Annotated in this window: 22 protein-coding genes; 20 read left to right on the plus strand and 2 right to left on the minus strand. The window is 68.4% G+C overall.

The window, feature by feature from the left end; translation table 11 throughout:
- Nucleotides 1-19: 19 nt before the first annotated feature.
- Both IEY95_RS22235 and IEY95_RS22240 read left to right on the plus strand, forming a co-directional pair.
- The gene (locus tag IEY95_RS22235) at nt 20-922 is read left to right on the plus strand and encodes a tRNA (adenine-N1)-methyltransferase (protein WP_189187857.1); all 903 of its coding nucleotides are present in this window, start codon (nt 20-22) and stop codon (nt 920-922) included.
- Between the two features lie 203 nt (nt 923-1,125).
- Complete coding sequence (locus tag IEY95_RS22240; RefSeq protein WP_189187858.1) at nt 1,126-1,698, plus strand: hypothetical protein; 573 nt, start codon at nt 1,126-1,128, stop codon at nt 1,696-1,698.
- 4 nt (nt 1,699-1,702) lie between these two features.
- Here IEY95_RS22240 and IEY95_RS22245 read toward each other — a convergent pair whose 3' ends face one another.
- Nucleotides 1,703-2,008 carry a ferredoxin gene (locus IEY95_RS22245; RefSeq protein WP_189188137.1) on the minus strand — a complete coding sequence of 102 codons (306 nt, stop codon included), beginning with the start codon at nt 2,006-2,008 and terminating at the stop codon, nt 1,703-1,705.
- Nucleotides 2,009-2,602: 594 nt separating this feature from the next.
- Between IEY95_RS22245 and arc the strand changes: the two genes are divergently transcribed.
- The 6 genes from arc (at nt 2,603) to prcA (ending at nt 8,689) form a co-directional block, all read left to right on the plus strand.
- Entirely contained in the window at nt 2,603-4,369 is a 1,767-nt protein-coding gene (gene arc, locus IEY95_RS22250; protein ID WP_189187859.1) for a proteasome ATPase, read from the plus strand.
- A gap of 234 nt (nt 4,370-4,603) precedes the next feature.
- Nucleotides 4,604-6,115, plus strand: a complete 1,512-nt coding sequence (dop, locus tag IEY95_RS22255; RefSeq protein WP_373294511.1) for a depupylase/deamidase Dop — start codon at nt 4,604-4,606, stop codon at nt 6,113-6,115.
- Between the two features lie 155 nt (nt 6,116-6,270).
- Complete coding sequence (locus tag IEY95_RS22260) at nt 6,271-6,489, plus strand: ubiquitin-like protein Pup (RefSeq protein ID WP_189187860.1); 219 nt, start codon at nt 6,271-6,273, stop codon at nt 6,487-6,489.
- A gap of 6 nt (nt 6,490-6,495) precedes the next feature.
- A complete protein-coding gene (locus tag IEY95_RS22265) occupies nt 6,496-7,089 on the plus strand; it encodes an endonuclease VII domain-containing protein (protein WP_189187861.1) in 594 nt (197 codons plus the stop codon).
- Nucleotides 7,041-7,886 carry a proteasome subunit beta gene (gene prcB / locus IEY95_RS22270; protein WP_189187862.1) on the plus strand — a complete coding sequence of 282 codons (846 nt, stop codon included), beginning with the start codon at nt 7,041-7,043 and terminating at the stop codon, nt 7,884-7,886. The genes IEY95_RS22265 and prcB overlap by 49 nt, the downstream gene beginning before the upstream one ends.
- A gap of 56 nt (nt 7,887-7,942) precedes the next feature.
- The gene (gene prcA / locus IEY95_RS22275; RefSeq protein ID WP_189187863.1) at nt 7,943-8,689 is read left to right on the plus strand and encodes a proteasome subunit alpha; all 747 of its coding nucleotides are present in this window, start codon (nt 7,943-7,945) and stop codon (nt 8,687-8,689) included.
- A 518-nt stretch (nt 8,690-9,207) separates the two neighbouring features.
- Here the strand turns inward: prcA and IEY95_RS22280 are convergent.
- Nucleotides 9,208-10,236 (minus strand): LacI family DNA-binding transcriptional regulator, encoded by a 1,029-nt coding sequence (locus IEY95_RS22280; protein WP_189187864.1) that lies wholly within the window; start codon nt 10,234-10,236, stop codon nt 9,208-9,210.
- A 121-nt stretch (nt 10,237-10,357) separates the two neighbouring features.
- On the opposite strand from IEY95_RS22280, the gene IEY95_RS22285 reads away from it, so the two are divergent.
- The 12 genes from IEY95_RS22285 to tatC all read left to right on the plus strand — a co-directional run bounded on the left by IEY95_RS22285 (nt 10,358) and on the right by tatC (nt 20,593).
- Nucleotides 10,358-11,617, plus strand: a complete 1,260-nt coding sequence (locus tag IEY95_RS22285; RefSeq protein WP_189187865.1) for an MFS transporter — start codon at nt 10,358-10,360, stop codon at nt 11,615-11,617.
- Nucleotides 11,618-11,626: 9 nt separating this feature from the next.
- On the plus strand, nt 11,627-12,988 hold the full coding sequence (gene pafA, locus IEY95_RS22290) for a Pup--protein ligase (protein ID WP_055517796.1): 1,362 nt from the start codon (nt 11,627-11,629) through the stop codon (nt 12,986-12,988).
- 532 nt (nt 12,989-13,520) lie between these two features.
- Nucleotides 13,521-14,096 carry a matrixin family metalloprotease gene (locus tag IEY95_RS22295; protein ID WP_189187866.1) on the plus strand — a complete coding sequence of 192 codons (576 nt, stop codon included), beginning with the start codon at nt 13,521-13,523 and terminating at the stop codon, nt 14,094-14,096.
- Nucleotides 14,097-14,110: 14 nt separating this feature from the next.
- A complete protein-coding gene (locus IEY95_RS22300; protein ID WP_189187867.1) occupies nt 14,111-14,779 on the plus strand; it encodes a hypothetical protein in 669 nt (222 codons plus the stop codon).
- A gap of 149 nt (nt 14,780-14,928) precedes the next feature.
- Nucleotides 14,929-15,909 carry an FKBP-type peptidyl-prolyl cis-trans isomerase gene (locus IEY95_RS22305; protein WP_189187868.1) on the plus strand — a complete coding sequence of 327 codons (981 nt, stop codon included), beginning with the start codon at nt 14,929-14,931 and terminating at the stop codon, nt 15,907-15,909.
- A 55-nt stretch (nt 15,910-15,964) separates the two neighbouring features.
- Entirely contained in the window at nt 15,965-16,336 is a 372-nt protein-coding gene (locus IEY95_RS22310; RefSeq protein ID WP_189187869.1) for an FKBP-type peptidyl-prolyl cis-trans isomerase, read from the plus strand.
- Nucleotides 16,337-16,531: 195 nt separating this feature from the next.
- Complete coding sequence (locus tag IEY95_RS22315; RefSeq protein ID WP_189187870.1) at nt 16,532-17,485, plus strand: helix-turn-helix transcriptional regulator; 954 nt, start codon at nt 16,532-16,534, stop codon at nt 17,483-17,485.
- Between the two features lie 16 nt (nt 17,486-17,501).
- Complete coding sequence (locus IEY95_RS22320) at nt 17,502-18,527, plus strand: helix-turn-helix transcriptional regulator (protein ID WP_189187871.1); 1,026 nt, start codon at nt 17,502-17,504, stop codon at nt 18,525-18,527.
- Nucleotides 18,528-18,547: 20 nt separating this feature from the next.
- A complete protein-coding gene (locus IEY95_RS22325) occupies nt 18,548-18,874 on the plus strand; it encodes a hypothetical protein (RefSeq protein ID WP_189187872.1) in 327 nt (108 codons plus the stop codon).
- 10 nt (nt 18,875-18,884) lie between these two features.
- Entirely contained in the window at nt 18,885-19,079 is a 195-nt protein-coding gene (locus tag IEY95_RS22330) for a hypothetical protein (protein ID WP_189187873.1), read from the plus strand.
- A 237-nt stretch (nt 19,080-19,316) separates the two neighbouring features.
- Entirely contained in the window at nt 19,317-19,601 is a 285-nt protein-coding gene (gene tatA, locus IEY95_RS22335) for a Sec-independent protein translocase subunit TatA (RefSeq protein ID WP_189187874.1), read from the plus strand.
- A gap of 47 nt (nt 19,602-19,648) precedes the next feature.
- Nucleotides 19,649-20,593 carry a twin-arginine translocase subunit TatC gene (gene tatC / locus IEY95_RS22340; RefSeq protein WP_189187875.1) on the plus strand — a complete coding sequence of 315 codons (945 nt, stop codon included), beginning with the start codon at nt 19,649-19,651 and terminating at the stop codon, nt 20,591-20,593.
- Nucleotides 20,594-20,598 lie beyond the last annotated feature (5 nt).

Consider the following 20,598-nt stretch of genomic DNA (forward strand, 5'->3'; position numbering starts at 1 on the left):
CTGCCGGTAGGCTGGTCACATGTCCGAACCGACCGGTGCCGCCCGCAGGCGCGGGCCCTTCAAGGTCGGGGACCAGGTTCAGCTGACCGACCCCAAGGGCCGCCACTACACGTTCACGCTCGAAGCAGGGAAGAACTTCCACACCCACAAGGGTTCCTTCCCGCACGACGAGCTGATCGGCGCTCCCGAGGGCAGCGTTGTCCGCACCACGGGGAACGTCGCCTATCTCGCGCTGCGCCCCCTGCTCCCCGACTACGTCCTGTCCATGCCCCGCGGCGCCGCTGTGGTCTACCCCAAGGACGCGGGGCAGATCCTGGCCTTCGCGGACATCTTCCCCGGCGCACGCGTCGTGGAAGCGGGCGTCGGCTCCGGCTCGCTCAGCAGCTTCCTGCTGAGGGCCATCGGCGACCAGGGCATGCTGCACTCCTACGAGCGCCGCGAGGACTTCGCCGAGATCGCCCGGCAGAACGTGGAGCGCTACTTCGGCGGCCCGCACCCCGCCTGGCAGCTCACCGTCGGTGACCTGCAGGACAACCTGAGCGACACCGACGTCGACCGCGTCATCCTCGACATGCTCGCCCCGTGGGAGTGTCTGGAGGCCGTCTCCAAGGCGCTCGTCCCGGGCGGCATCCTGTGCTGCTACGTCGCGACCACCACCCAGCTCGCGCGGACGGTCGAGTCCATCCGCGAGATCGGCTGCTTCAACGAGCCGACCGCCTGGGAGTCGATGATCCGCAACTGGCACATCGAGGGCCTGGCCGTCCGGCCGGACCACCGGATGATCGGCCACACCGGCTTCCTGCTCACTGCCCGCCGCCTCGCGGACGGCGTCGAGCCGCCCATGCGCCGCCGCCGCCCCGCCAAGGGCGCGTACGGCGAGGACTACGCCGGACCCAACGCCGACGGCGGCACCGCCCGCTGACGCATCCGTCGCTCAACTGTCCGCGACGTACCCAACGCATCACAAATGTGGCCGAGTTCCCGAAATCGCACGGGAACTCGGCCACACCCCTTTTCTGTTGACGCGCAGCCAGAAGTCCGGACCCCGCCGTTCCACCGCACTGTGACGTGTGGCACTATGCGGACACCCCCCACCGGCAACAGCCCTCACGGGAGACACTCCTAGTGCAGCAATCCGCCGTCCCGGAACTGGCACACACGCACACCAGCCCCATCCAGTGGGTCGCCACGGCCACCGCCATCGCCGGAGTCGTCGCGCTGTCCTCCGTCCTGCAGCCCGACCCGGCGCGGGCGGCCCAGCCCGGCCCCGGGGCGAAGCCGGCGGCGGCCGTTGCGGCTCCCGATCCAGCCGGTGTCGACTTCCCGATCGAGTGCGGCCCGGTGAAGGCCGTGGTGCAGAAGAAGGCGTCCGGCGACCTCGACGGTGACGGCCGACCGGAGACCGTCGCGGTGGTGCACTGCGACGCGGGCATGGGCACCCCGCCCGACGGCGTGTACGTCGTGACCCAGGGCGCTGACGCTGAGAAGCCCCGAGTGGTGGCCACCCTGGTCGCCCCGAAGGCCCGTGAGACCGTCACCGACTTCGCCGTGCGCGACGGCGCGGTGCTCGCGACGCTGCTCGGCTACTCGGGGGCCGACGTGCCGAGTTGCTGCCCGGACGTGAAGGAGAGCGCGAAGTGGCAGTGGAAGAACGGCGCGTTCGTCCGCTCCACTCCCGCCGGGGCGCAGAACGTCTGAGACGTCAGTCCGCGTCGGGCCCGTACACCTCGACCTTGTCCGAAACCCGGCGCACATGGATGCAGTCGCCGGGACACTCCTTGGCGGAGTCCACGACATCGGTCAGCAGCGTCAGTGGCACGGGCGTCGTCGCGCCCTTGTCCTGCAGAAGCTCGTCGCCCGGGCTCTTCACATAGGCCAGGCCGTCGATGTCCAGCTCGAAGACCTCGGGGGCGTACTGCGCGCAGATGCCGTCGCCGGTACAGAGATCCTGGTCGATCCAGACCTCCAGCGCGTCGCCGTCGACTGTGGCCTGCTGCTGCACGGTGATTTCTCCTGCTCCCGAGGGGTGTTGACCACTCCGACAATACAACCGCCCGCTACTGCATCACGTTGGGCGGGTATCCCTATGACGCCAGGGAGAACGCAAGGGCGAAGATCGGACACACCGTGACAGTCTTTGTGATCTTGGGGTTTCCACCGATACCCACGCAGGCAGGGAAGCTTCGTGCTCGCAGCTTCCAGTGCGCTGCCGGTGGCCATCGGTCAGGCCCGGGGTGCCGCCGACCGTCTGACCCGGCACCGCATCGAGGACGCGGAGGGGCGAGAGCGGCCGTCGCGAACCGGATCGACGGTGACGCACTCCATCCGTCCGGCCACTCTGCGTCAGGGGTGCCGGGCGGCGCCCGGCGAGCTCCGAGTCGCGGCGGCGGCCAACTCGGGCCCGATGGGACGGCTTTTGCCCAACCCGGCCCAGGAACAGTCCGCTTCTGAATCACGTTGAGTGGGTATTCACACGGCGTGAGGGTGAGCGCAGGGTGACCGACGACACACCTTGACAGTCTTTGTGATCTAGGGGTTTCAATCGAGACCCACCCAGGTAGGGTCTGGAAGCGTCCAGCTCCCCTTGGAGGAGGTGAGGACCGTGGCAGCCCACGACGACGACATGAACCGCGGCATCCGCCCGGGACGAGGGTCCGATGACCCCGCCGGGCAGATTGCCTACCTTGAGCAGGAGATCGCCGTCCTGCGACGCAAGCTCGCCGACTCTCCGCGTCACACGAGGATTCTCGAAGAGCGGATCGTCGAGCTGCAGACCAACCTGGCCGGCGTGTCCGCACAGAACGAGCGGCTCGCCAACACGCTCCGTGAGGCCCGCGACCAGATCGTGGCTCTCAAGGAAGAGGTCGACCGGCTCGCACAGCCGCCGGCAGGCTTCGGTGTCTTCCTGATGGCGAACGAGGACGGCACGGCGGACATCTTCACCGGGGGCCGCAAGCTCCGGGTGAACGTCAGCCCCAGCGTGGAGCTCGAAGAGCTCAGGCGCGGCCAGGAAGTGATGCTCAACGAAGCCCTCAACGTGGTCGAGGCCATGGAGTACGAGAGCGTCGGCGACATCGTCACGCTCAAGGAGATCCTCGAGGACGGCGAACGCGCCCTCGTGGTGGGGCACACCGACGAGGAACGGGTGGTACGGCTCGCCGAGCCGCTGCTGGACGTCACCATCCGCCCCGGCGACGCCCTGCTTCTCGAACCCCGTTCCGGCTATGTCTACGAAGTTGTCCCGAAGAGCGAGGTCGAGGAGCTCGTCCTCGAAGAGGTCCCGGACATCGGCTACGAGCAGATCGGCGGCCTGGGAAACCAGATCGAGATGATCCGTGACGCGGTCGAGCTCCCTTACCTCTACCCCGACCTCTTCAAGGAGCACGAACTGCGGCCGCCCAAGGGCGTGCTGCTGTACGGGCCGCCCGGATGCGGTAAGACGCTCATTGCCAAGGCCGTCGCCAACTCGCTGGCCAAGAAGGTCGCCGAGGTGACCGGACAGGCCGCGGGCAAGAGCTTCTTCCTCAACATCAAGGGTCCCGAGCTCCTGAACAAGTACGTCGGCGAGACCGAGCGGCAGATCCGCCTGGTCTTCCAGCGTGCGCGTGAGAAGGCCAGCGAGGGTACTCCCGTCATCGTCTTCTTCGACGAGATGGAGTCCCTGTTCCGCACCCGTGGATCGGGCGTCAGCTCGGACGTGGAGAACACCATCGTCCCCCAGCTGCTCGCCGAGATCGACGGCGTGGAGGGCCTGGAGAACGTGGTCGTGATCGGCGCCTCGAACCGTGAGGACATGATCGACCCCGCGATCCTGCGCCCCGGACGCCTCGATGTGAAGATCAAGATCGAGCGCCCGGACGCCGAGGCGGCCAAGGACATCTTCCAGAAGTACCTCACCGAGCGCCTCCCGCTGCACTCCGACGACCTCGGCGAGCACGGCGGGGACCGGTCGGCCACCGTCCACGGCATGATCCAGACCGCCGTGGAGCAGATGTACGCCGAGTCCGAGGAGAACCGCTTCCTCGAGGTCACCTACGCCAACGGCGACAAGGAAGTCCTGTACTTCAAGGACTTCAACTCCGGCGCCATGATCGAAAACATCGTGGGCCGCGCCAAGAAGGCGGCCATCAAGGCCTTCCTCGAACAGAACCAGAAGGGCCTTCGGGTCTCCCACCTCCTCCAGGCCTGCGTGGACGAGTTCAAGGAGAACGAGGACCTGCCGAACACCACCAACCCGGACGACTGGGCTCGCATCTCCGGCAAGAAGGGCGAACGGATCGTGTACATCCGTACCCTGGTGACCGGAAAGCAGGGCGCGGACACCGGACGCTCCATCGACACGGTGGCGAACACCGGGCAGTACCTGTAAAAGGCAGGGCGGCTGCGGGTGCCCTCACCGGGTACCCGCAGCCGACTGTTTTCCGGGTCACGGCTGGAGCAGAGCAATGACGCAAATGATCTCCCCACCAGCGCAGAGGCGTTCTAGGCTCTTTCGTACCGCCGAGTCGCGCGTTGCGGGGACGGGCACCGCACACGCACCGGAGCACCAGCGGTACTTGAGCAGCGTCCCCGACCGAGGGCGCCGCCGGGCAAGGAGGGCCGCATGACCGTACGGCGAGTAATGGGCATCGAGACGGAGTACGGGATCTCCGTCCCCGGTCACCCCAACGCCAATGCCATGCTCACCTCGTCCCAGATCGTCAACGCGTACGCGGCGGCGATGCACCGGGCGCGCCGCGCCCGCTGGGACTTCGAGGAGGAGAACCCGCTGCGGGACGCGCGAGGCTTCGACCTCGCCCGGGAGGCCGCCGACGCCAGCCAGCTCACCGACGAGGACATCGGCCTCGCCAATGTCATCCTCACCAATGGCGCGCGACTGTACGTCGACCACGCACACCCGGAGTACAGCGCCCCGGAGGTCACCAACCCGTGGGACGCCGTCCTGTGGGACAAGGCCGGCGAGCGCATCATGGCGGAGGCCGCGGAGCGCGCGGCCCAGCTCCCCGGCGCCCAGCCGATCCACCTCTACAAGAACAACACCGACAACAAGGGCGCCTCGTACGGCACGCACGAGAACTACCTGATGAAGCGGGAGACCCCCTTCTCGGACATCGTGCGGCACCTCACGCCGTTCTTCGTCTCACGCCAGGTCGTCACCGGAGCGGGCCGCGTCGGTATCGGCCAGGACGGGCACGAGCACGGGTTCCAGCTCAGCCAGCGAGCCGACTACTTCGAGGTCGAGGTGGGCCTGGAGACCACCCTGAAGCGCCCGATCATCAACACGCGTGACGAGCCGCACGCGGACGCCGAGAAGTACCGCCGGCTGCACGTGATCATCGGCGACGCGAACCTCTCCGAGATCTCGACCTATCTGAAGCTGGGCACCACGGCGCTGGTCCTGTCCATGATCGAGGACGGCTTCATCGCCGTCGACCTGGCCGTCGACCAGCCCGTACGCACCCTGCACCAGGTCTCTCACGACCCCACGCTAAAGCGGCTCGTCACACTCCGTAGCGGGCGTACCCTGACGGCCGTACAACTGCAGATGGAGTACTTCGAGCTCTCGCGCAAGTACGTGGAGGAGCGGTTCGGGGCCGACGCCGACGAGCAGACCAAGGACGTCCTGCTGCGCTGGGAGGACACTCTGAATCGCCTGGAGAACGATCCGATGAGTCTCTCCGGAGAGCTCGACTGGGTCGCCAAGCGGGAGCTCATGGAGGGCTACCGGCGCCGTGACGGCCTCGACTGGGACGCCGCCCGGCTGCACCTGGTCGACCTCCAGTACGCCGACGTACGGGCCGAGAAGGGCCTCTACAACCGTCTCGCGGCGCGCGGCAAGATGAAGCGCCTCCTGGACGAGGCGGACGTCGACCGAGCCCGCACCAAGCCGCCGGAGGACACGCGCGCGTACTTCCGCGGGCGCTGCCTGGAGCAGTACGCGGACGACGTCGCGGCGGCGTCCTGGGACTCGGTGATCTTCGATCTGCCCGGCCGGGACTCGCTCCAGCGCGTCCCAACCCTGGAGCCGCTTCGCGGAACGCGTAATCACGTCAAGGAGCTCCTCGACCGCTGCCGTACGGCCGAGGACCTGGTCAGGGTCCTGTCGGGCGGCTGAGCGGCCCGAGGAGCGCACAGGCCTGCCAGGGTGGAAAAAGGCGACGTCCGGGAATCATCGAGGTGGCCCCGGGACGTTGTAGCAACTGCGGGGCCGATGTCGGACCCTGCTTGTAGGGTCTGATCAAGAACGTCGAACCGAGCGGGGTGAGGGTTATGGCGACCAAGGACACCGGCGGCGGACAGCAGAAGGCAACGCGTTCCACCGAGGAGGTCGAGGAGACGGCGCAAGACGCGCAGGTCTCCGAGGACCTCAAGGAGCGGCAGGAGAAGCTGTCGGACGACGTCGACTCCGTACTGGACGAGATCGACGATGTCCTCGAGGAGAATGCAGAGGATTTCGTGAGGTCATTTGTTCAAAAAGGCGGAGAATAGGCTGGAATGTCCGAATTGGTCGAGGGGAAGGATTGCCCGCGGCGCGGTCGGCATTTGCCGCGGGCGGCCTTCGCCGAGAACAAGGCCATGCGGGACGGGCTTCAGGCGTATTGCCGGGAGTGCTCTGCGGAGTACTACCGGCAACGCCAAGGGGTCAAAGGCAGGACGGTTCGGGTCAAAGTGCCCGTGCCTCGCGGGCACAAGCGATGCCCTCAGTGCGGGGAAATCAAGGCCCACGCTGAGTGGGAGCTCAACGCGACAACGCCGGACGGCTACGCGAGCTACTGCAAGGTGTGCAGGGCTGATCGACATCGGCAGAGCTACTTCAAGCGCAAGTACGGCATCACCATGGCCGAGCGTGACGAGATGATCGCCTCTCAAAAGGGGCTCTGTGTGATCTGTTTGAAAGCTCCGGCTGTTCATGTGGATCACTGTCACGAGACGGGTAGGGTCCGTGGCGTACTGTGCTTCAACTGCAATTCGGCCATCGGCAAGTTGGGAGATGATCCCGACGCAGTTCGTCGGGCTGCCGCCTACTTGGAAGGATCCTCGTGGAAGCCAACACTCCTAGCACCGGGCGTCTACCGGCTGCCTTCCTGACGCCTGGGTCGTCGTCCTTCATGGACTTCCTGTCCGAGCACCAGCCGCAAATGCTCCCTGGCAAGCGGCAGCTGCCGCCCGTCCAGGGCGTGATCGAGGCCCCGCACGGCACGACCATCGTCGCCGTCACGTTCCCCGGTGGCGTAGTTCTCGCAGGCGACCGGCGGGCCACCATGGGGAATGTCATCGCGCAACGCGACATCGAGAAGGTCTTCCCGGCCGACGAGTACTCGGCGGTGGGCATCGCGGGTACGGCGGGACTGGCCGTCGAGATGGTGAAACTCTTCCAGCTGGAGCTGGAGCACTTCGAGAAGGTGGAGGGCGCCACGCTCTCCCTGGAGGGCAAGGCGAACCGCCTCTCCACGATGATCCGTTCCAACCTCGGCATGGCCATGCAGGGCCTCGCCGTGGTCCCGCTCTTCGCCGGGTTCGACGTGGACCGTGGCAAGGGCCGCATCTTCTCCTACGACGTCACCGGCGGCCGCTCCGAGGAGCCCGGCTACGCGGCCACGGGCTCCGGCTCGCTCTTCGCGCGCGGCGCGATGAAGAAGCTCTACAGCAATGACCTGACCGAACAGCAGGCCACGACCCTCGTCGTCCAGGCCCTGTACGACGCGGCCGACGACGACTCGGCGACCGGTGGCCCCGATGTCGCCCGCCGGATCTACCCCATCGTCACCGTGATCACCGAAGAGGGATTCCGTCGTCTCACCGACGAGGAGTCCTCCGAGATCGCCCGCTTGATCCTGGAGCGGCGCCTTGAGCAGCCCGACGGTCCGCGGGCCGCGCTGCTCTGAGTCCGGCTCTTTACCAAGGTGATCCAGTGACTTCGACAGAAAGGGACGGATAACCGGTGTCGACGCCGTTCTATGTCTCACCCCAGCAGGCCATGGCCGACCGGGCCGAGTACGCCCGCAAAGGCATCGCCCGCGGCCGCAGCCTGGTCGTGCTGCAGTATGCCGACGGCATTGTGTTCGTCGGCGAGAACCCGTCCCGTGCGCTGCACAAGTTCAGTGAGATCTATGACCGGATCGGCTTTGCGGCCGCCGGAAAATACAACGAGTACGAGAACCTGCGGATCGGTGGTGTGCGTTACGCCGATCTCCGTGGTTACACCTATGACCGTGATGACGTGACCGCTCGGGGTCTCGCCAATGTGTACGCCCAGACTCTGGGCACGATTTTCTCGTCGGCGGCCGAGAAGCCGTACGAGGTGGAGCTGGTCGTCGCCGAGGTGGGGGAGACCCCCGAGGGTGACCAGATCTACCGGCTGCCGCACGACGGGTCGATCGTGGACGAGCACGGCTCGGTCGCGGTCGGTGGCAATGCCGAGCAGATCAGTAGCTATCTGGATCAGCGGCACCAGGACGGGATGTCGCTGGCGGAGGCGCTGAAGCTGGCCGTGCAGTCGCTGTCGCGGGAGCCGAACGGTGGTGAGCGGGAGATTCCCGCGGAGCGCCTGGAGGTTGCGGTGCTGGACCGGACGCGGCCGCAGCAGCGGAAGTTCAAGCGGATTGTGGGGCGTCAGCTGGACCGCCTGTTGGAGGCGGGTGGCGCGGAAACGGCCACGGAGGCCGAGGAGTCCGACGACGAGGAGTGACCTCGGCGTTCTGCTTGCCCATCGCGCGCCCCGGCCCTGTATCGGCCGGGGCGCGCGTGGCGTTTCGGGGCGGCTGCGTGGCGTTTCGGGGCGGCTGCGGGGCGGGTGCGCCTGGGTGCGGCTGCCGGTGGCTGAGGGGGCGCGCGTGGCGTTTCAGGGTGGCTGCGCGGGGGTGCGGCTGTCTGTCGGTGGGTGGGGCCTGCGTGGGTGGGTCGGGGCCGCGCCGGTACATCCGCCCGCATCCGGACGGATCGGCTGTGAGGTCGAAGGGTGCTGTCTTTTTCGGATCCGTCCGGATGCGGGCATTCGATGTACCGGCACGGCCCCTTCCGTACGTCGCCGACCTCGGGTGCGTGGGGGCCGGGGCCCCGCCACTCGCCCGCGGGCACCATCCACCCCACCTCGTTCCTCTCAATCAGGACGAGACCGGAGAGGGTTCCCCATCCACCCCGGACGACACCATCCGGCTCGTGCGGACCGCCACTCCGGCATCCGGGACAAGTGCGTGGGGGCGGTGGCTAGTCGTGGGGCTGAGGGGGGCGTGGTGGTGCTGTGGAGCCTCGTACGACCAGTTGGACCGGGATGTCGCCCTGTGGAGGTGTGCGGGCGTCCAGGACGGCCAGGAGGGCTTGCATGCCGCGTTCGCCGAAGAGCTCGGCGTCGAGGCGGACGGTGGTCAGTTCGGGGTCGATGGCCCGGGCCAGTGCCAGATCGTCCAGGCCGGTGATGGAGAGGTCGTCGGGGATGTGCAGGCCCAGGCGGCGGGCTGCCTTGTACGCGCCGGCCGCGAGCTTGTCGTCGTCGCAGACCAGGGCGGTGGGCCGGGGGCCGGGGGCGGACAGGGCGGCTGCCGCGGCGGCGAGGGCGTCGTCGATGGAGATGGGGGCGCGGGTGGTGCGCAGGTCTGTGCCGGGTACAGCGGAGAGGCGGGTGGCGAGTTCGCGGGCCCGTACCTCGAAGGTCCAGGAGGCGATGTCGGCCGCCAGATGCAGGAAGCGCCGGTGCCCCAGGGCGAGGAGGTGCTCGGCGACCTGTCGTACGCCGTCCCTGATGTCGAGATTGACCGTCGCCGCGCCCAGGCTGCCCTCCGGGTCGCTGTCGAGCATGACCAGGGGGAGCTGGTCGCCGCGGATCGCCGTGAGGGCGTCGGCGGCCATGGAGGAGGCGATCACGCCGTCGAGGGCGGCCGCCGCCGAGCCGAACGGGTTGCGGGCGGGGCCGATGCCCTCGGGGGAGGGGTACAGGACGACGCCGAAGCCGTGCTCGGCGGCGACGCGCGCCGCGCCCGTGTAGACGCCCGCGAAGAACTCCGTGGTGAGCGCCGGGACCACCAGGAGGACCGTACGGGTGCGGCCCAGACGCAGATTGCGGGCGGCCAGGTTCGGGCGGTAGCCGAGCTCCTGGGCGGCCTCTCGGACGCGCTGCGCCGTGGCCTCGGAGACCCGGCCGCGCCACTTCTCGCCGAGCACCAGCGAGACGGCGGCCTGGGACACCCCGGCGGCCTGGGCGACGTCTCGGCTCGTAGGGCGCGTGCTACCTCGTGCCACCGTCGACCTGCTCCCTCGTCTGGACTCGCGGACAGCGCACATGGTACGTATGACCTAGGGCGTTATACGTAAAACTTGAGTTGCCGGGTCGGCTGGGGTGCTTCCGGGAGAAGGGCGGGACATGGCTGCGGGATACCTGGAGATCCTCAGGGCGAGGCACGCCGCACGGCTGCTCGTCGGCACGCTCACAGGGCGGCTGCCCAACGCCACCGCCGCCATCGCCATCGTGCTCTTCATCCGCGCGGAGGGCGGCACGTACAGCCTGGCCGGCGCGCTGGCCGCCGTCTACGGGGTGGCCAATGCCGTGGGCCAGCCGCTGCTCGGGCGGCTCGTGGACCTCTACGGGCAGCCGCGCGTCCAACTGCCGGCCGCGCTCGTCTCGGCCCTCGGAATGAGCGGCTTCGCGTTCGTGGGCACGGACCCGCTCCCGCTGGCGTATGTGTCGATGGCCGTCGCCGGGCTCTTCACCCCGCCTCTGGAGGGCGGCCTGCGTGCGCTGTGGCCCTCCGTCCTCCGAAAGGAGGAGCAGGTGCACACCGCGTACGCCATGGACGCGGTGGCACAGGAAGTCATGTTCACGGTCGGACCGCTGCTGGTGACGCTGTGCGTGTCGCTCTGGTCCGCGCAGGCCGCGCTGCTCGTCCTGAACGTCATCGGTGTCCTGGGCGCCCTCTCCGTGGTCGTCTCGCCGCCCTCGCGCGCGTGGCGCTCGGCCCCGCGCGAGGCGCACTGGCTGGGCGCGCTGCGCTCGGCCGGGCTGCTGGCCCTGCTCGGCGCGTTCCTGTTCGTGGGGATGGCCCTGGGCTCCATCACGGTCGCCGCGGTGTCGTACGCCGACGGTCACGGCGGGGACGCGGTGTACGGCTGGCTGATGGCGGGCATCGGCCTCGGCGCGCTCATCGGTGGCGCCGTGTACGGCATGCGGCAGTGGGGCGGCACGCCCGAGCGGCGACTGCGGGTGCTCGTCGCGCTTCTGGCGGTGTGTTACGTGCCGCTCACGCTGGTGCCCGGCCCGGTCGCCATGACGGGGCTCACCACGCTCGCCGGAGTCTTCCTGGCGCCCTGCATCGCCTGCGCGTTCGTCCTCGTCGACCGGCACGCGCCGACCGGAACCGTCACCGAGGCTTTCTCCTGGCTTGTGACGACGTTCACAGTGGGTGCCTCCGTCGGAACCGGCCTCGCCGGTCCCGTAGTCGAGTGGGGTGGAGCGGTGTGGGGCTTCGCCGTACCTGGCGCCGCCGGGGCCGCCGCACTGGTGGTTCTGCTGGCCACGGGGCGGGTCCTCGCAGCTACCGGGAAGGGTGCGGTCGTTGCGGTCTCATCGGAAAATGATCCAAACCGTGCCGTCGAACCCCGTTTCAGCTCAGGGGATCGGGCGTAATGTTCAGTCATGGACCGCCGCATTTTCGGGCTGGAGAACGAGTACGGCGTCACGTGTACGTTCAGGGGACAGCGCCGCCTGTCTCCCGACGAGGTGGCGCGGTACCTCTTCCGCCGTGTCGTGTCATGGGGCCGCAGCAGCAATGTCTTTCTGCGGAACGGTGCCCGCCTCTATCTCGACGTGGGATCACATCCGGAATACGCGACACCCGAATGTGACAACGTGACGGAACTCGTCACCCACGACAAGGCCGGCGAGCGCATTCTCGAAGGACTCCTGGTGGACGCCGAACGACGCCTGCACGAGGAAGGAATCGCGGGCGACGTCTACCTGTTCAAGAACAACACCGACTCGGCGGGCAACTCCTACGGGTGCCATGAGAACTATCTGGTGGCCCGGCACGGGGAGTTCTCCCGACTCGCGGACATCCTCATTCCGTTCCTCGTCACCAGGCAGCTCCTGTGCGGTGCCGGCAAGGTGCTGCAGACCCCGCGCGGCGCCGTGTACTGCGTCAGCCAGCGCGCCGAGCACATCTGGGAGGGCGTCAGCTCCGCGACGACCCGATCCCGGCCCATCATCAACACGCGGGACGAGCCGCACGCCGACGCCGAGCGCTACCGCCGGCTGCATGTCATCGTCGGCGACTCGAACATGTCCGAGACGACCATGCTCCTCAAGGTCGGCGCCACCGACCTCGTACTGCGCATGATCGAGGCGGGCACGGTCATGCGCGACCTCACCCTGGAGAACCCGATCCGGGCGATCCGCGAGGTCAGTCACGACATCACGGGCCGGCGCAAGGTGCGCCTGGCCAGCGGCCGCGAGGCCTCTGCCCTCGAAGTGCAGCGCGAGTACTTCGAGAAGGCCGTGGACTTCTGCGAGCGCCGCGGCATCCGCACCGGCACCGTCGAGCAGGTCCTCGAACTGTGGGGCCGCACGCTCGACGCGATCGAGGCCGAGGACCTCGACCGGATCGGCACCGAGATCGACTGGGTCATGAAGTACAAGCTCATCGAGCGGTACCGCGCCAAGCACAACATGACGATGTCGCACCCGCGGGTCGCGCAGATAGACCTCGCCTACCACGACATCCACCGTCGCCGCGGCCTGTACTACCTGCTGGAGAGGAAGGGGCAGGCCGCCAGGATCTGCAACGACCTGAAGATCTTCGAGGGCAAGTCCGTGCCGCCCCAGACCACTCGGGCGCGGCTGCGCGGCGACTTCATCCGGCGCGCACAGGAACAGCGCCGCGACTTCACCGTCGACTGGGTCCATCTGAAGCTGAACGACCAGGCGCAGCGCACCGTGTTGTGCAAGGACCCGTTCCGTTCCGTGGACGACCGGGTGGAGAAGTTGATCGCCGGAATGTGAGCAGGCTCCGGCCCGCTCGCGTGCCGATCGGTTCTGGATGCCCGATGCCCGGAGGTGTGACCACCTCCGGGCATCGGGCGTTTTTGGTGGTGCGGCGCCGGTTGTTGTCCACGGTGTGTACGTGACTGTGAGAGAGATGTCACGATTCCCCGCGTGGGACGGTCTGGGCGGAATCATCCCTTCCTGTCGGTGTTCAGGGCTGTCCGTCATGGCAAATCACCATGAAATGGTCGCCGTTCCTGGTTGTCCCTTTATCACGTGAGATCGAACAATCGTGCGCGACGCGCCGAGATCCAGGTCGGTCGGACTCATGCCCGGAGTGCCGTCCTGGCGGGAAATCCCCGGTCCGTCTTCTTTGTCTGCTGCTAGCTTCGAGCCTTCGGCATGACCATGACCAAATTGCCGATATCGCTGCGGAGTCCCCTGGCCGGGGGACTTCCGCGCTCGCAGCAACAACACATACCGGGGGCTCATTTTGCGCTCTGTCAAGACACACGGACGCGCGGCGCTCGTTCTCGCCACAGCGGGAACCGTGATCGCGACCGCCCTGGTGGGAGTGACCGCCTCGCCTGCCTCGGCGTACTGCCGTAGCGGCATGACGAAGTGGAACAGCACCTCCAGTGCAAAGACCATCGGCGTCAACACCACGTTCCCCAGCGGGCTGCGGAACGGCCTCAACGGCGGCCTGAAGCAGTGGAACCGCACCGGCTCCGCGCTGCGCTACAACTCGCCCGTCTACACCGCCGGCTGGCTGATCTACGCCTTCCGCGCCTCGTACAGCTACACCAGCCTCATGGGCAACGCGCCGGGGTACGCCGCAACCCAGGTGTCGGGAAGCACGCACAACGGCGGAACGCTGTACCTGTCCAACCGCTTCACCTGGGTGAACGCCAGCCAGAACATCAGCCAGAGGAAGGCCGACGTACAGACGGTCGTCGTGCACGAGGTCGGTCACTTCACCGGCCTCGCCCACCCGTGGCCCGGCCCCTGCACGGACGGGTCGGCGTATACGGCCGCCGAGAAGGGGTCGGTCATGACGACCATCAACACCGGGACCCGGCGCGCTCTGAACAGCGACGACATAGCCGGCGTCCGGGCCATCTACTGACGGGGGAAGCAGAAATGAGTGCAGTTCGCACAGTGCGGTCGCGCGCCCTGGTGCGTGCCTCGGCCGCTCTCGCCCTGCTCGCCCTCGGCGCCTCGGCGTGCGCAGGGTCCACCGGCGGGGAGCACGAGGGCACGGCGAAGAAGTCCGGCACCAAGGCCGTGCGCGTCATCGAGGGACACCCGTACGCCGTCGACAGCAGCCCCGCGGCCGCGATCGCGTTCCCGATGAACGAGAACGTCTTCGAGGGCACGGTCGTGGACCGGCGTCCCGATGTGCACGCCACGGACGTGCTCGACGACGGAACGAAGTTCGAGGTCGTGTACACGCCCGTCGTCGTCAGGGTCGACACGGTCCACAAGGGCGCGCTGAAGAAGGGCGCCGAGGTCGTCGTACGGTCCATGGGCGGCACCGCCGACGGGGTCCGGTACGCGATCGAGGAGGCCCCGGCCAAGAAGACGTTCGCGAAGGGCACTTCGCTGGTCGTCTTCGGCAGCGAGTACTCGGCCGTGGACTCGGAGAGCGGCCCGGCCATCACGCCCAACTTCCTCTACCGGGAAGCCGGCGACACGGTCGTCGACGCCACCTACGCGCGCGGTGCGTACGACGGGGGGCCCGCCGACCGGATGAACCGGGCGGAGTTCCTTCGCAAGCTCCGCCCGCTGTCCGCGAAGACGGCCTCCTGACAGACCGTCCGCGGGTCGCTCGGGACTGACAGTCGCCCGGACCGGTCACCGGTCCGGGCGACGGCGTGTCTCGCGTCAGACCGTACGGGGCGCACGTAGGTCGTAGAGTGGCGGCCATTGCCCCCCACCCCCGACTCCCAGTTGGACTGATGAACTACAACGTGAAACGACGTGCCGTGGTGCTCCTGGCCGTTCCCGCCCTGTTGTTCACCGCCGCGTGCGGATCGGACGACAAGAGTGACAGTGAGGCGGCGGCGGGCGTCGCTACGGTCAAGGGGAAGTTCGGGGCCAAGCCCGAGATCTCCGTGCCCAAGAGCGGGAAGCCGTCCGACAAGACCGTGGTCAAAACGGTCTCGACGGGCAGCGGAGCCGTGATCAAGGCCTCCGACTACGTCCGGCTGGACTGGACCGTCGAGAAGTGGGGGAGCAGTCAGGCGCTGGGTGGCACCTGGGCCTCGGCGACCGCCGGCTCCAGTACGCCACGGCAGCAGTCCGTCGACCAGATCGGCAAGCAGAGCCAGCAGCTGCCCGCCAAGGTGCTGGACGCCGTGAAGGGGCAGAAGACGGGCAGCCGGATCCTGGTGCAGGGCACCGCGGGCGACCTGATCGGCGCGGGACTGAACACCTCCTCCGGCATCACCGCCAAGGATGTGCTCATCTGGGTGGTCGACGCGGTCGGCTCCGCCGCCGTCGACGCCAAGGCCTATGTCAAGGGGACGCAGGCGGCACCCGACCCCGGCATGCCCACGGTGTCGGCCCCCGCGCCGAAGGCGGCGACCATCACCATCCCCAAGGACACCAAGGCGCCCAAGGACCTCAAGCAGCAGGTGCTGATCAAGGGTACCGGCAAGAAGGTGGAGGCCGGCCAGGGCCTCATCGCCCAGTACACCGGGGTGAAGTGGGAGGACGGCAAGCAGTTCGACTCCTCCTGGGACCACGGTGGCGCCACCGCCTTCCAGATCGGCACCGGCTCCGTGGTGGCCGGCTGGGACAAGGGCCTCGTCGGCAAGAACGTGGGCGACCGCGTCCTTCTGGTGATCCCGCCGTCCCTCGGCTACGGCGCCAATCCCAGCAGCGAGCTGGCCAAGAACACTCTCGTCTTCGTGGTCGATATCCTCGGAACGGTCTGACCACAGAGTCTGTGAGACTGTCCGGGACGATGGCCGTGCAACAAGGAGTAATGAAGTGAGCATCGAGAAGCCCGAGATCGACTTCCCGGGCGGCGAGCCCCCGGCGGACCTCGAGATCAAGGACATCTGGGAGGGCGACGGTCCGGTCGCCAAGGCCGGCGACTTCGTCAAGGTCCACTACGTGGGCGTGGCCTTCTCCACCGGCGAGGAGTTCGACGCCTCCTGGAACCGCGGCACCCCGCTCGAGTTCCAGCTCGGCGTCGGCCAGGTCATCAGCGGCTGGGACCAGGGCGTGCAGGGCATGAAGGTCGGCGGCCGTCGCCAGCTGACCATCCCGGCGCACCTCGCGTACGGCGACCGCGGCGCCGGCGGCCGTATCGCCCCCGGCGAGACGCTGATCTTCGTCTGCGACCTGGTTTCGGTCTGATCCGCCGCCGCGATCGGATTCCGGCCGATCATCACGGCCGGACTTCGGTCCGATCTTCGTACGCCGTGTGATCAGGGTCTGACCGGACCCGATCACCTGGGGCCCATGCCTGTCCGGGCATGGGCCCTCGGCTTTTGCCGCGACACTCCGGAGCGGTACGGTCATCGGTCGGAAGCACCATAGGGAAGGGCATCGATGGCCATTGCCAAGGCCGAGCGGCTGATGAACCTGGCGCTGTGTCTGCTCGGGACGCGACGGCCGCTCAGCAAGCGGGAGCTGCGTGAGTCCATCGAGGCCTATCTGGAAGCGGGCTCGGACGATTCCTTCAACCGGATGTTCGAGCGCGACAAGGACGATCTGCGCGAACTCGGCCTGGTCATCGAGACGGTGGAGAACCTCGACGGCGAGGTCGGCTATCTCGCCCGCCGCGACAGCAACCGGCTGCCGCCCATCACGCTCGACGCCGAGGAGGCCGCCGCTCTCGGTCTCGCCGCCAAGGTCTGGCAGCAGGCTCGCCTCGCCGGCGCGGCGAGCGGTGCCCTGCAGAAGCTGCGCGCCGCGGGTCTTCCCGAGGACGTGGACCCGTACGAGGCCCATGGCGCACTGGAGCCGCACATCCCCGTCCACGAGGCGGCCTTCGAGCCGCTGATGCTCGCCTGCCGCGACCGCCGCCCCGTCGTCTTCGACTACCGCAAGGCCACCGCGGCGCACCCCGAGACCCGGCACGTCGAGCCGTGGGCCCTGGAGTGCTGGCGCGGCCACTGGTACCTGGCGGGCTGGGACCGCGACCGCGGTGCCGAGCGCGTCTTCAGGCTCTCCCGGATCACCGGGAAGGTCCGCACCCGCGCGGGGCGGTACACGGCCGAGGTGCCCGACGTCGTCACCGTGCGCGAGACGGTCGCCGGCTGGGCGGGGGAGATCGCCGACCGCTCCGCGCTGATCCGGCTGCGCTCCGGCTCGGGCTACCCGCTGCGGGCCAAGGCCGTCTCCGTACGGGAACTGGGCGACGGCTGGGACGAGTTGGAGATTCCGTACGGGCACGGCCTGGACGCCTGGCTCGTCGAGTTCGGGCCCGACGTGGTGGTTCTGGAGCCCGCCGAGCTGCGGGCCGACGTCGTGGACCGGCTGCGCGCCGTGGCCAAGGGCTGAAGGGGAACGTAAGAAAGTGGTAGGAAAACCGGCCAGGCCCACGAACGCGATCGACCAGACCCGGCGGATGCTCTCGCTGGTGACCTATCTGCGCGAGCGCCCCGGCGCACGCGTCGGTGACGTCGCCCGGGCCTTCGGGGTCACCGAGGACGAGCTGATCTCCGACCTCGACGTGCTGCCGCTGTGCGGCACCAGCTTCCGCGGCGGCGATCTGCTCGACATCGACACCGACGGCGACCGGATCTGGTGGCACAACCCGGACGATGTCGCGGAACCCCTGAGGATCGCCGCCGACGAGGCGACCGCGCTGCTGGTGGCCGCCCGTGCGGTGTCCACGCTGCCGGGCCTTCGCGAGGGCGACCGGCAGGCGCTGCTGCGTGCCACCGCCAAGGTGGAGGCCGCCTCGGGCGAGGCGGCGGGCGCCAGCTCCCGGCTTTCGGTGACCTTCGAGTCCGAGGGCGGCGTCTTCGCGGACGTCGACCGGGCGATCTCCGAGCGGCGCAGGCTGTGGATCCGCTACTACTCGCCCTCACGGGACGAGCTCACCGAGCGCGAGATCGACCCGATCCGCCTGGTCAGCGTCGGGCACACGTACGTGGAGGCCTGGTGCCGCCGCTCCGAGGCACGCCGCACCTTCCGGCTCGACCGGGTCGCGGAGATCCGCATCCTGGACGAGCCGTCCGCGCCGCCCGAGGTCGAGCTGCGGGACCTCTCCGAGGGGCTGGTGCAGCCCGCCGCCGAGGACCCCGAGGTGGTCGTCGAGGTCGGACCGGGCGGGCGCTGGGTCGCCGAGTACTACCCGCACGACAGCGCGGATGAGCTGCCGGACGGCGGGTTGCGTATCACTCTGCGGACCCCCGATCCCGCGTCGCTGCGGCGGTTGGCGCTGCGCCTCGGCGGTGACGGCCGGATCGTGTCGCCGCAGGTCCTCGCTGACAGCGCCCGGCAGGCGGCCCGCGAGGCGCTCGCCGCCTACGACGGGCTCGACGGGCTGCAGGGGGATCAGGACGGGCCGTACGACAGGCAGGAGCAGGGCCTTTGAGCACGTCGTCGATGTCTGGGATGTCTGGTGCGCCGGAGCGGACCGGCACGTCCGGGAAGGCCGGTGCACCGTCGGGTGCCCCGGAGATGTCGGTGGTGACGGCCTTCGCCGGGATGAGAAGGGTGGTCGACGTGATGTTCAAGGCCGCCTGCCCCGACTGCCGGGCCGGCTTCGAGCTCACGGCGAGCGCTCTGCGGCTGGCCATCGGCGCCAGCAGCCGTACCACCTTCTACTCCTTCACCTGCCCCGAGTGCGGCGCCGCCGTGCGCAAGCCGGCGGGTGAGCGCATCGTCGAGCTGCTCACCGGCGGCGGGGTGCGGACCCTGCGCCTGCACTCCACCCTCTAGGGTCGACGTCATGTTCTGGCCGATGTTTGCGATCGCTGTGGGATTCGTGGGAATCGCCGTACTCGGCGTGCTCGCCGTCCGTGTCTTTCTGGAAGCGGAGCGTTTGGGCCGACAGGTTTCCGATTCCGCGCGCCGCATCAGCAGGGCCGCGGAGGATCTGGAGCGGGCGGCTGCGAGTACGGCGAGCTCCATGGATGCCCTGTGAGTCGTGAGCGCATTGCGCTTTGAGTGGCTTTCGCCCTGTCACCTTTCCGGCATCGGCAGGTACGCTGCTGGTCGCGGCCTGGAGAACGAGGCGCGGGTCGCGAACTGGGAGTACGCACAGGGATTGCCCCGCGTTTACCCCTGAGCGTTACGATCGCTGTCAACACGACGGTTGGACACATGTCCGACCGATCGGACAGCACCCCGACCATGCAGCCTCGGTGAGAAGGTAAATCTTATGTTCGGAAGGCTCGGAGCTCCCGAGATCATTCTCATCCTCGTCGTCATCATCCTGCTGTTCGGCGCGAAGAAGCTTCCGGACATGGCGCGCTCCCTCGGCAAGTCCGCACGCATCCTCAAGAGCGAGGCCAAGGCGATGAAGGACGAGGGCAGCACGCCCGCCCCGGCCGGCCCGCCGAACACCGACGAGCAGCCCCCCGCGCAGCGCACCATCCAGGCCGCCCCCGGCGACGTGACGAGCTCGCGCCCGGTCACCGAGCCGACGGACACGACCAAGCGCTGACGCAGGGCCGGTGACCTCCGGCCCGCCGCACGAGATGGGAACGTGGGTTGCTCAAGTCTGCCCGCAACAAGGAGAAGGATCCCGAGGGGCGCATGCCCCTCGCGGAGCATCTTCGTGAGCTCCGGAACCGGCTCGCGAAGGCGATGCTGGCCATCGTCGTCATCACGGTCCTGGCCGCCTTCTTCTACAACGACATCATCAACATCATCACCAAGCCCATCCTCGACTCGGTCGGCTGCGACAAGACCTTCGAGGAACTGGCGAAGTCGTCCAAGGGCCAGTGCGCGCAGATCACGGTCAACGGCCTGCTCACACCGTTCACGCTGGCGCTCAAGGTCTCCCTGATGGCCGGTGTCGTGTTCGCCTCGCCGGTCTGGCTCTACCAGCTGTGGGCGTTCATCGCGCCCGGCCTGCACCGGCACGAGAGGAAGTACGCGTACGCCTTCGTCGGCACGGGCGCCCCGCTGTTCCTCGCCGGCGCCTACTTCGCCTACTCGGTGCTTCCCACCACGGCGAAGGTGCTGATCGGCTTTACGCCCTCGGGTGTCTCCAACCTGCTGCCGCTGGACGACCTGCTCGACCTCGTCACGCGCATGGTCCTCGTGTTCGGTCTGTCCTTTGAGCTGCCCCTGCTCCTCGTCATGCTCAACCTCACCGGTGCCCTCACCGGCAAGAGGATGCTCGGCTGGTGGCGGGCGATGATCATGGGCATCACGGTCTTCGCGGCCGTCGCCACACCCAGCACCGACCCGCTGACCATGCTGGCGCTCGCCGGACCCATCTGGATCCTGTACTTCGGCGCCGTCGCCTTCTCGCTCCTCAACGACCGCCGCAAGCGGCGCCGCGAGGCCGAGGGCCCGGACGACGACGAGGCCTCCGACCTCGATCTCACGCCGGAGGACATCGGCGAGGTCGAGACCGTGTCGGCCAGTCGGGCACTGCCGGAGCAGGCGAGTTCGGACCGGGTCAACGGTTATGACGACGTGACCTGACGAGC

Origin of the sequence: Streptomyces albiflavescens (assembly GCF_014645835.1) — a bacterium.
GTDB lineage: Bacteria > Actinomycetota > Actinomycetes > Streptomycetales > Streptomycetaceae > Streptomyces > Streptomyces albiflavescens.

Coding starts and splice junctions, on each gene's coding strand:
- IEY95_RS22235 (WP_189187857.1), top strand. CDS start 20: ATGTCCGAACCGACCGGTGCCGCCCGCAGGCGCGGGCCCTTCAAGGTC.
- dop (WP_373294511.1), top strand. CDS start 4,604: ATGACCGTACGGCGAGTAATGGGCATCGAGACGGAGTACGGGATCTCC.
- IEY95_RS22260 (WP_189187860.1), top strand. CDS start 6,271: ATGGCGACCAAGGACACCGGCGGCGGACAGCAGAAGGCAACGCGTTCC.
- IEY95_RS22265 (WP_189187861.1), top strand. CDS start 6,496: ATGTCCGAATTGGTCGAGGGGAAGGATTGCCCGCGGCGCGGTCGGCAT.
- IEY95_RS22285 (WP_189187865.1), top strand. CDS start 10,358: ATGGCTGCGGGATACCTGGAGATCCTCAGGGCGAGGCACGCCGCACGG.
- pafA (WP_055517796.1), top strand. CDS start 11,627: ATGGACCGCCGCATTTTCGGGCTGGAGAACGAGTACGGCGTCACGTGT.
- IEY95_RS22300 (WP_189187867.1), top strand. CDS start 14,111: ATGAGTGCAGTTCGCACAGTGCGGTCGCGCGCCCTGGTGCGTGCCTCG.
- IEY95_RS22305 (WP_189187868.1), top strand. CDS start 14,929: ATGAACTACAACGTGAAACGACGTGCCGTGGTGCTCCTGGCCGTTCCC.
- IEY95_RS22315 (WP_189187870.1), top strand. CDS start 16,532: ATGGCCATTGCCAAGGCCGAGCGGCTGATGAACCTGGCGCTGTGTCTG.
- IEY95_RS22325 (WP_189187872.1), top strand. CDS start 18,548: ATGTCTGGTGCGCCGGAGCGGACCGGCACGTCCGGGAAGGCCGGTGCA.
- IEY95_RS22330 (WP_189187873.1), top strand. CDS start 18,885: ATGTTCTGGCCGATGTTTGCGATCGCTGTGGGATTCGTGGGAATCGCC.
- tatA (WP_189187874.1), top strand. CDS start 19,317: ATGTTCGGAAGGCTCGGAGCTCCCGAGATCATTCTCATCCTCGTCGTC.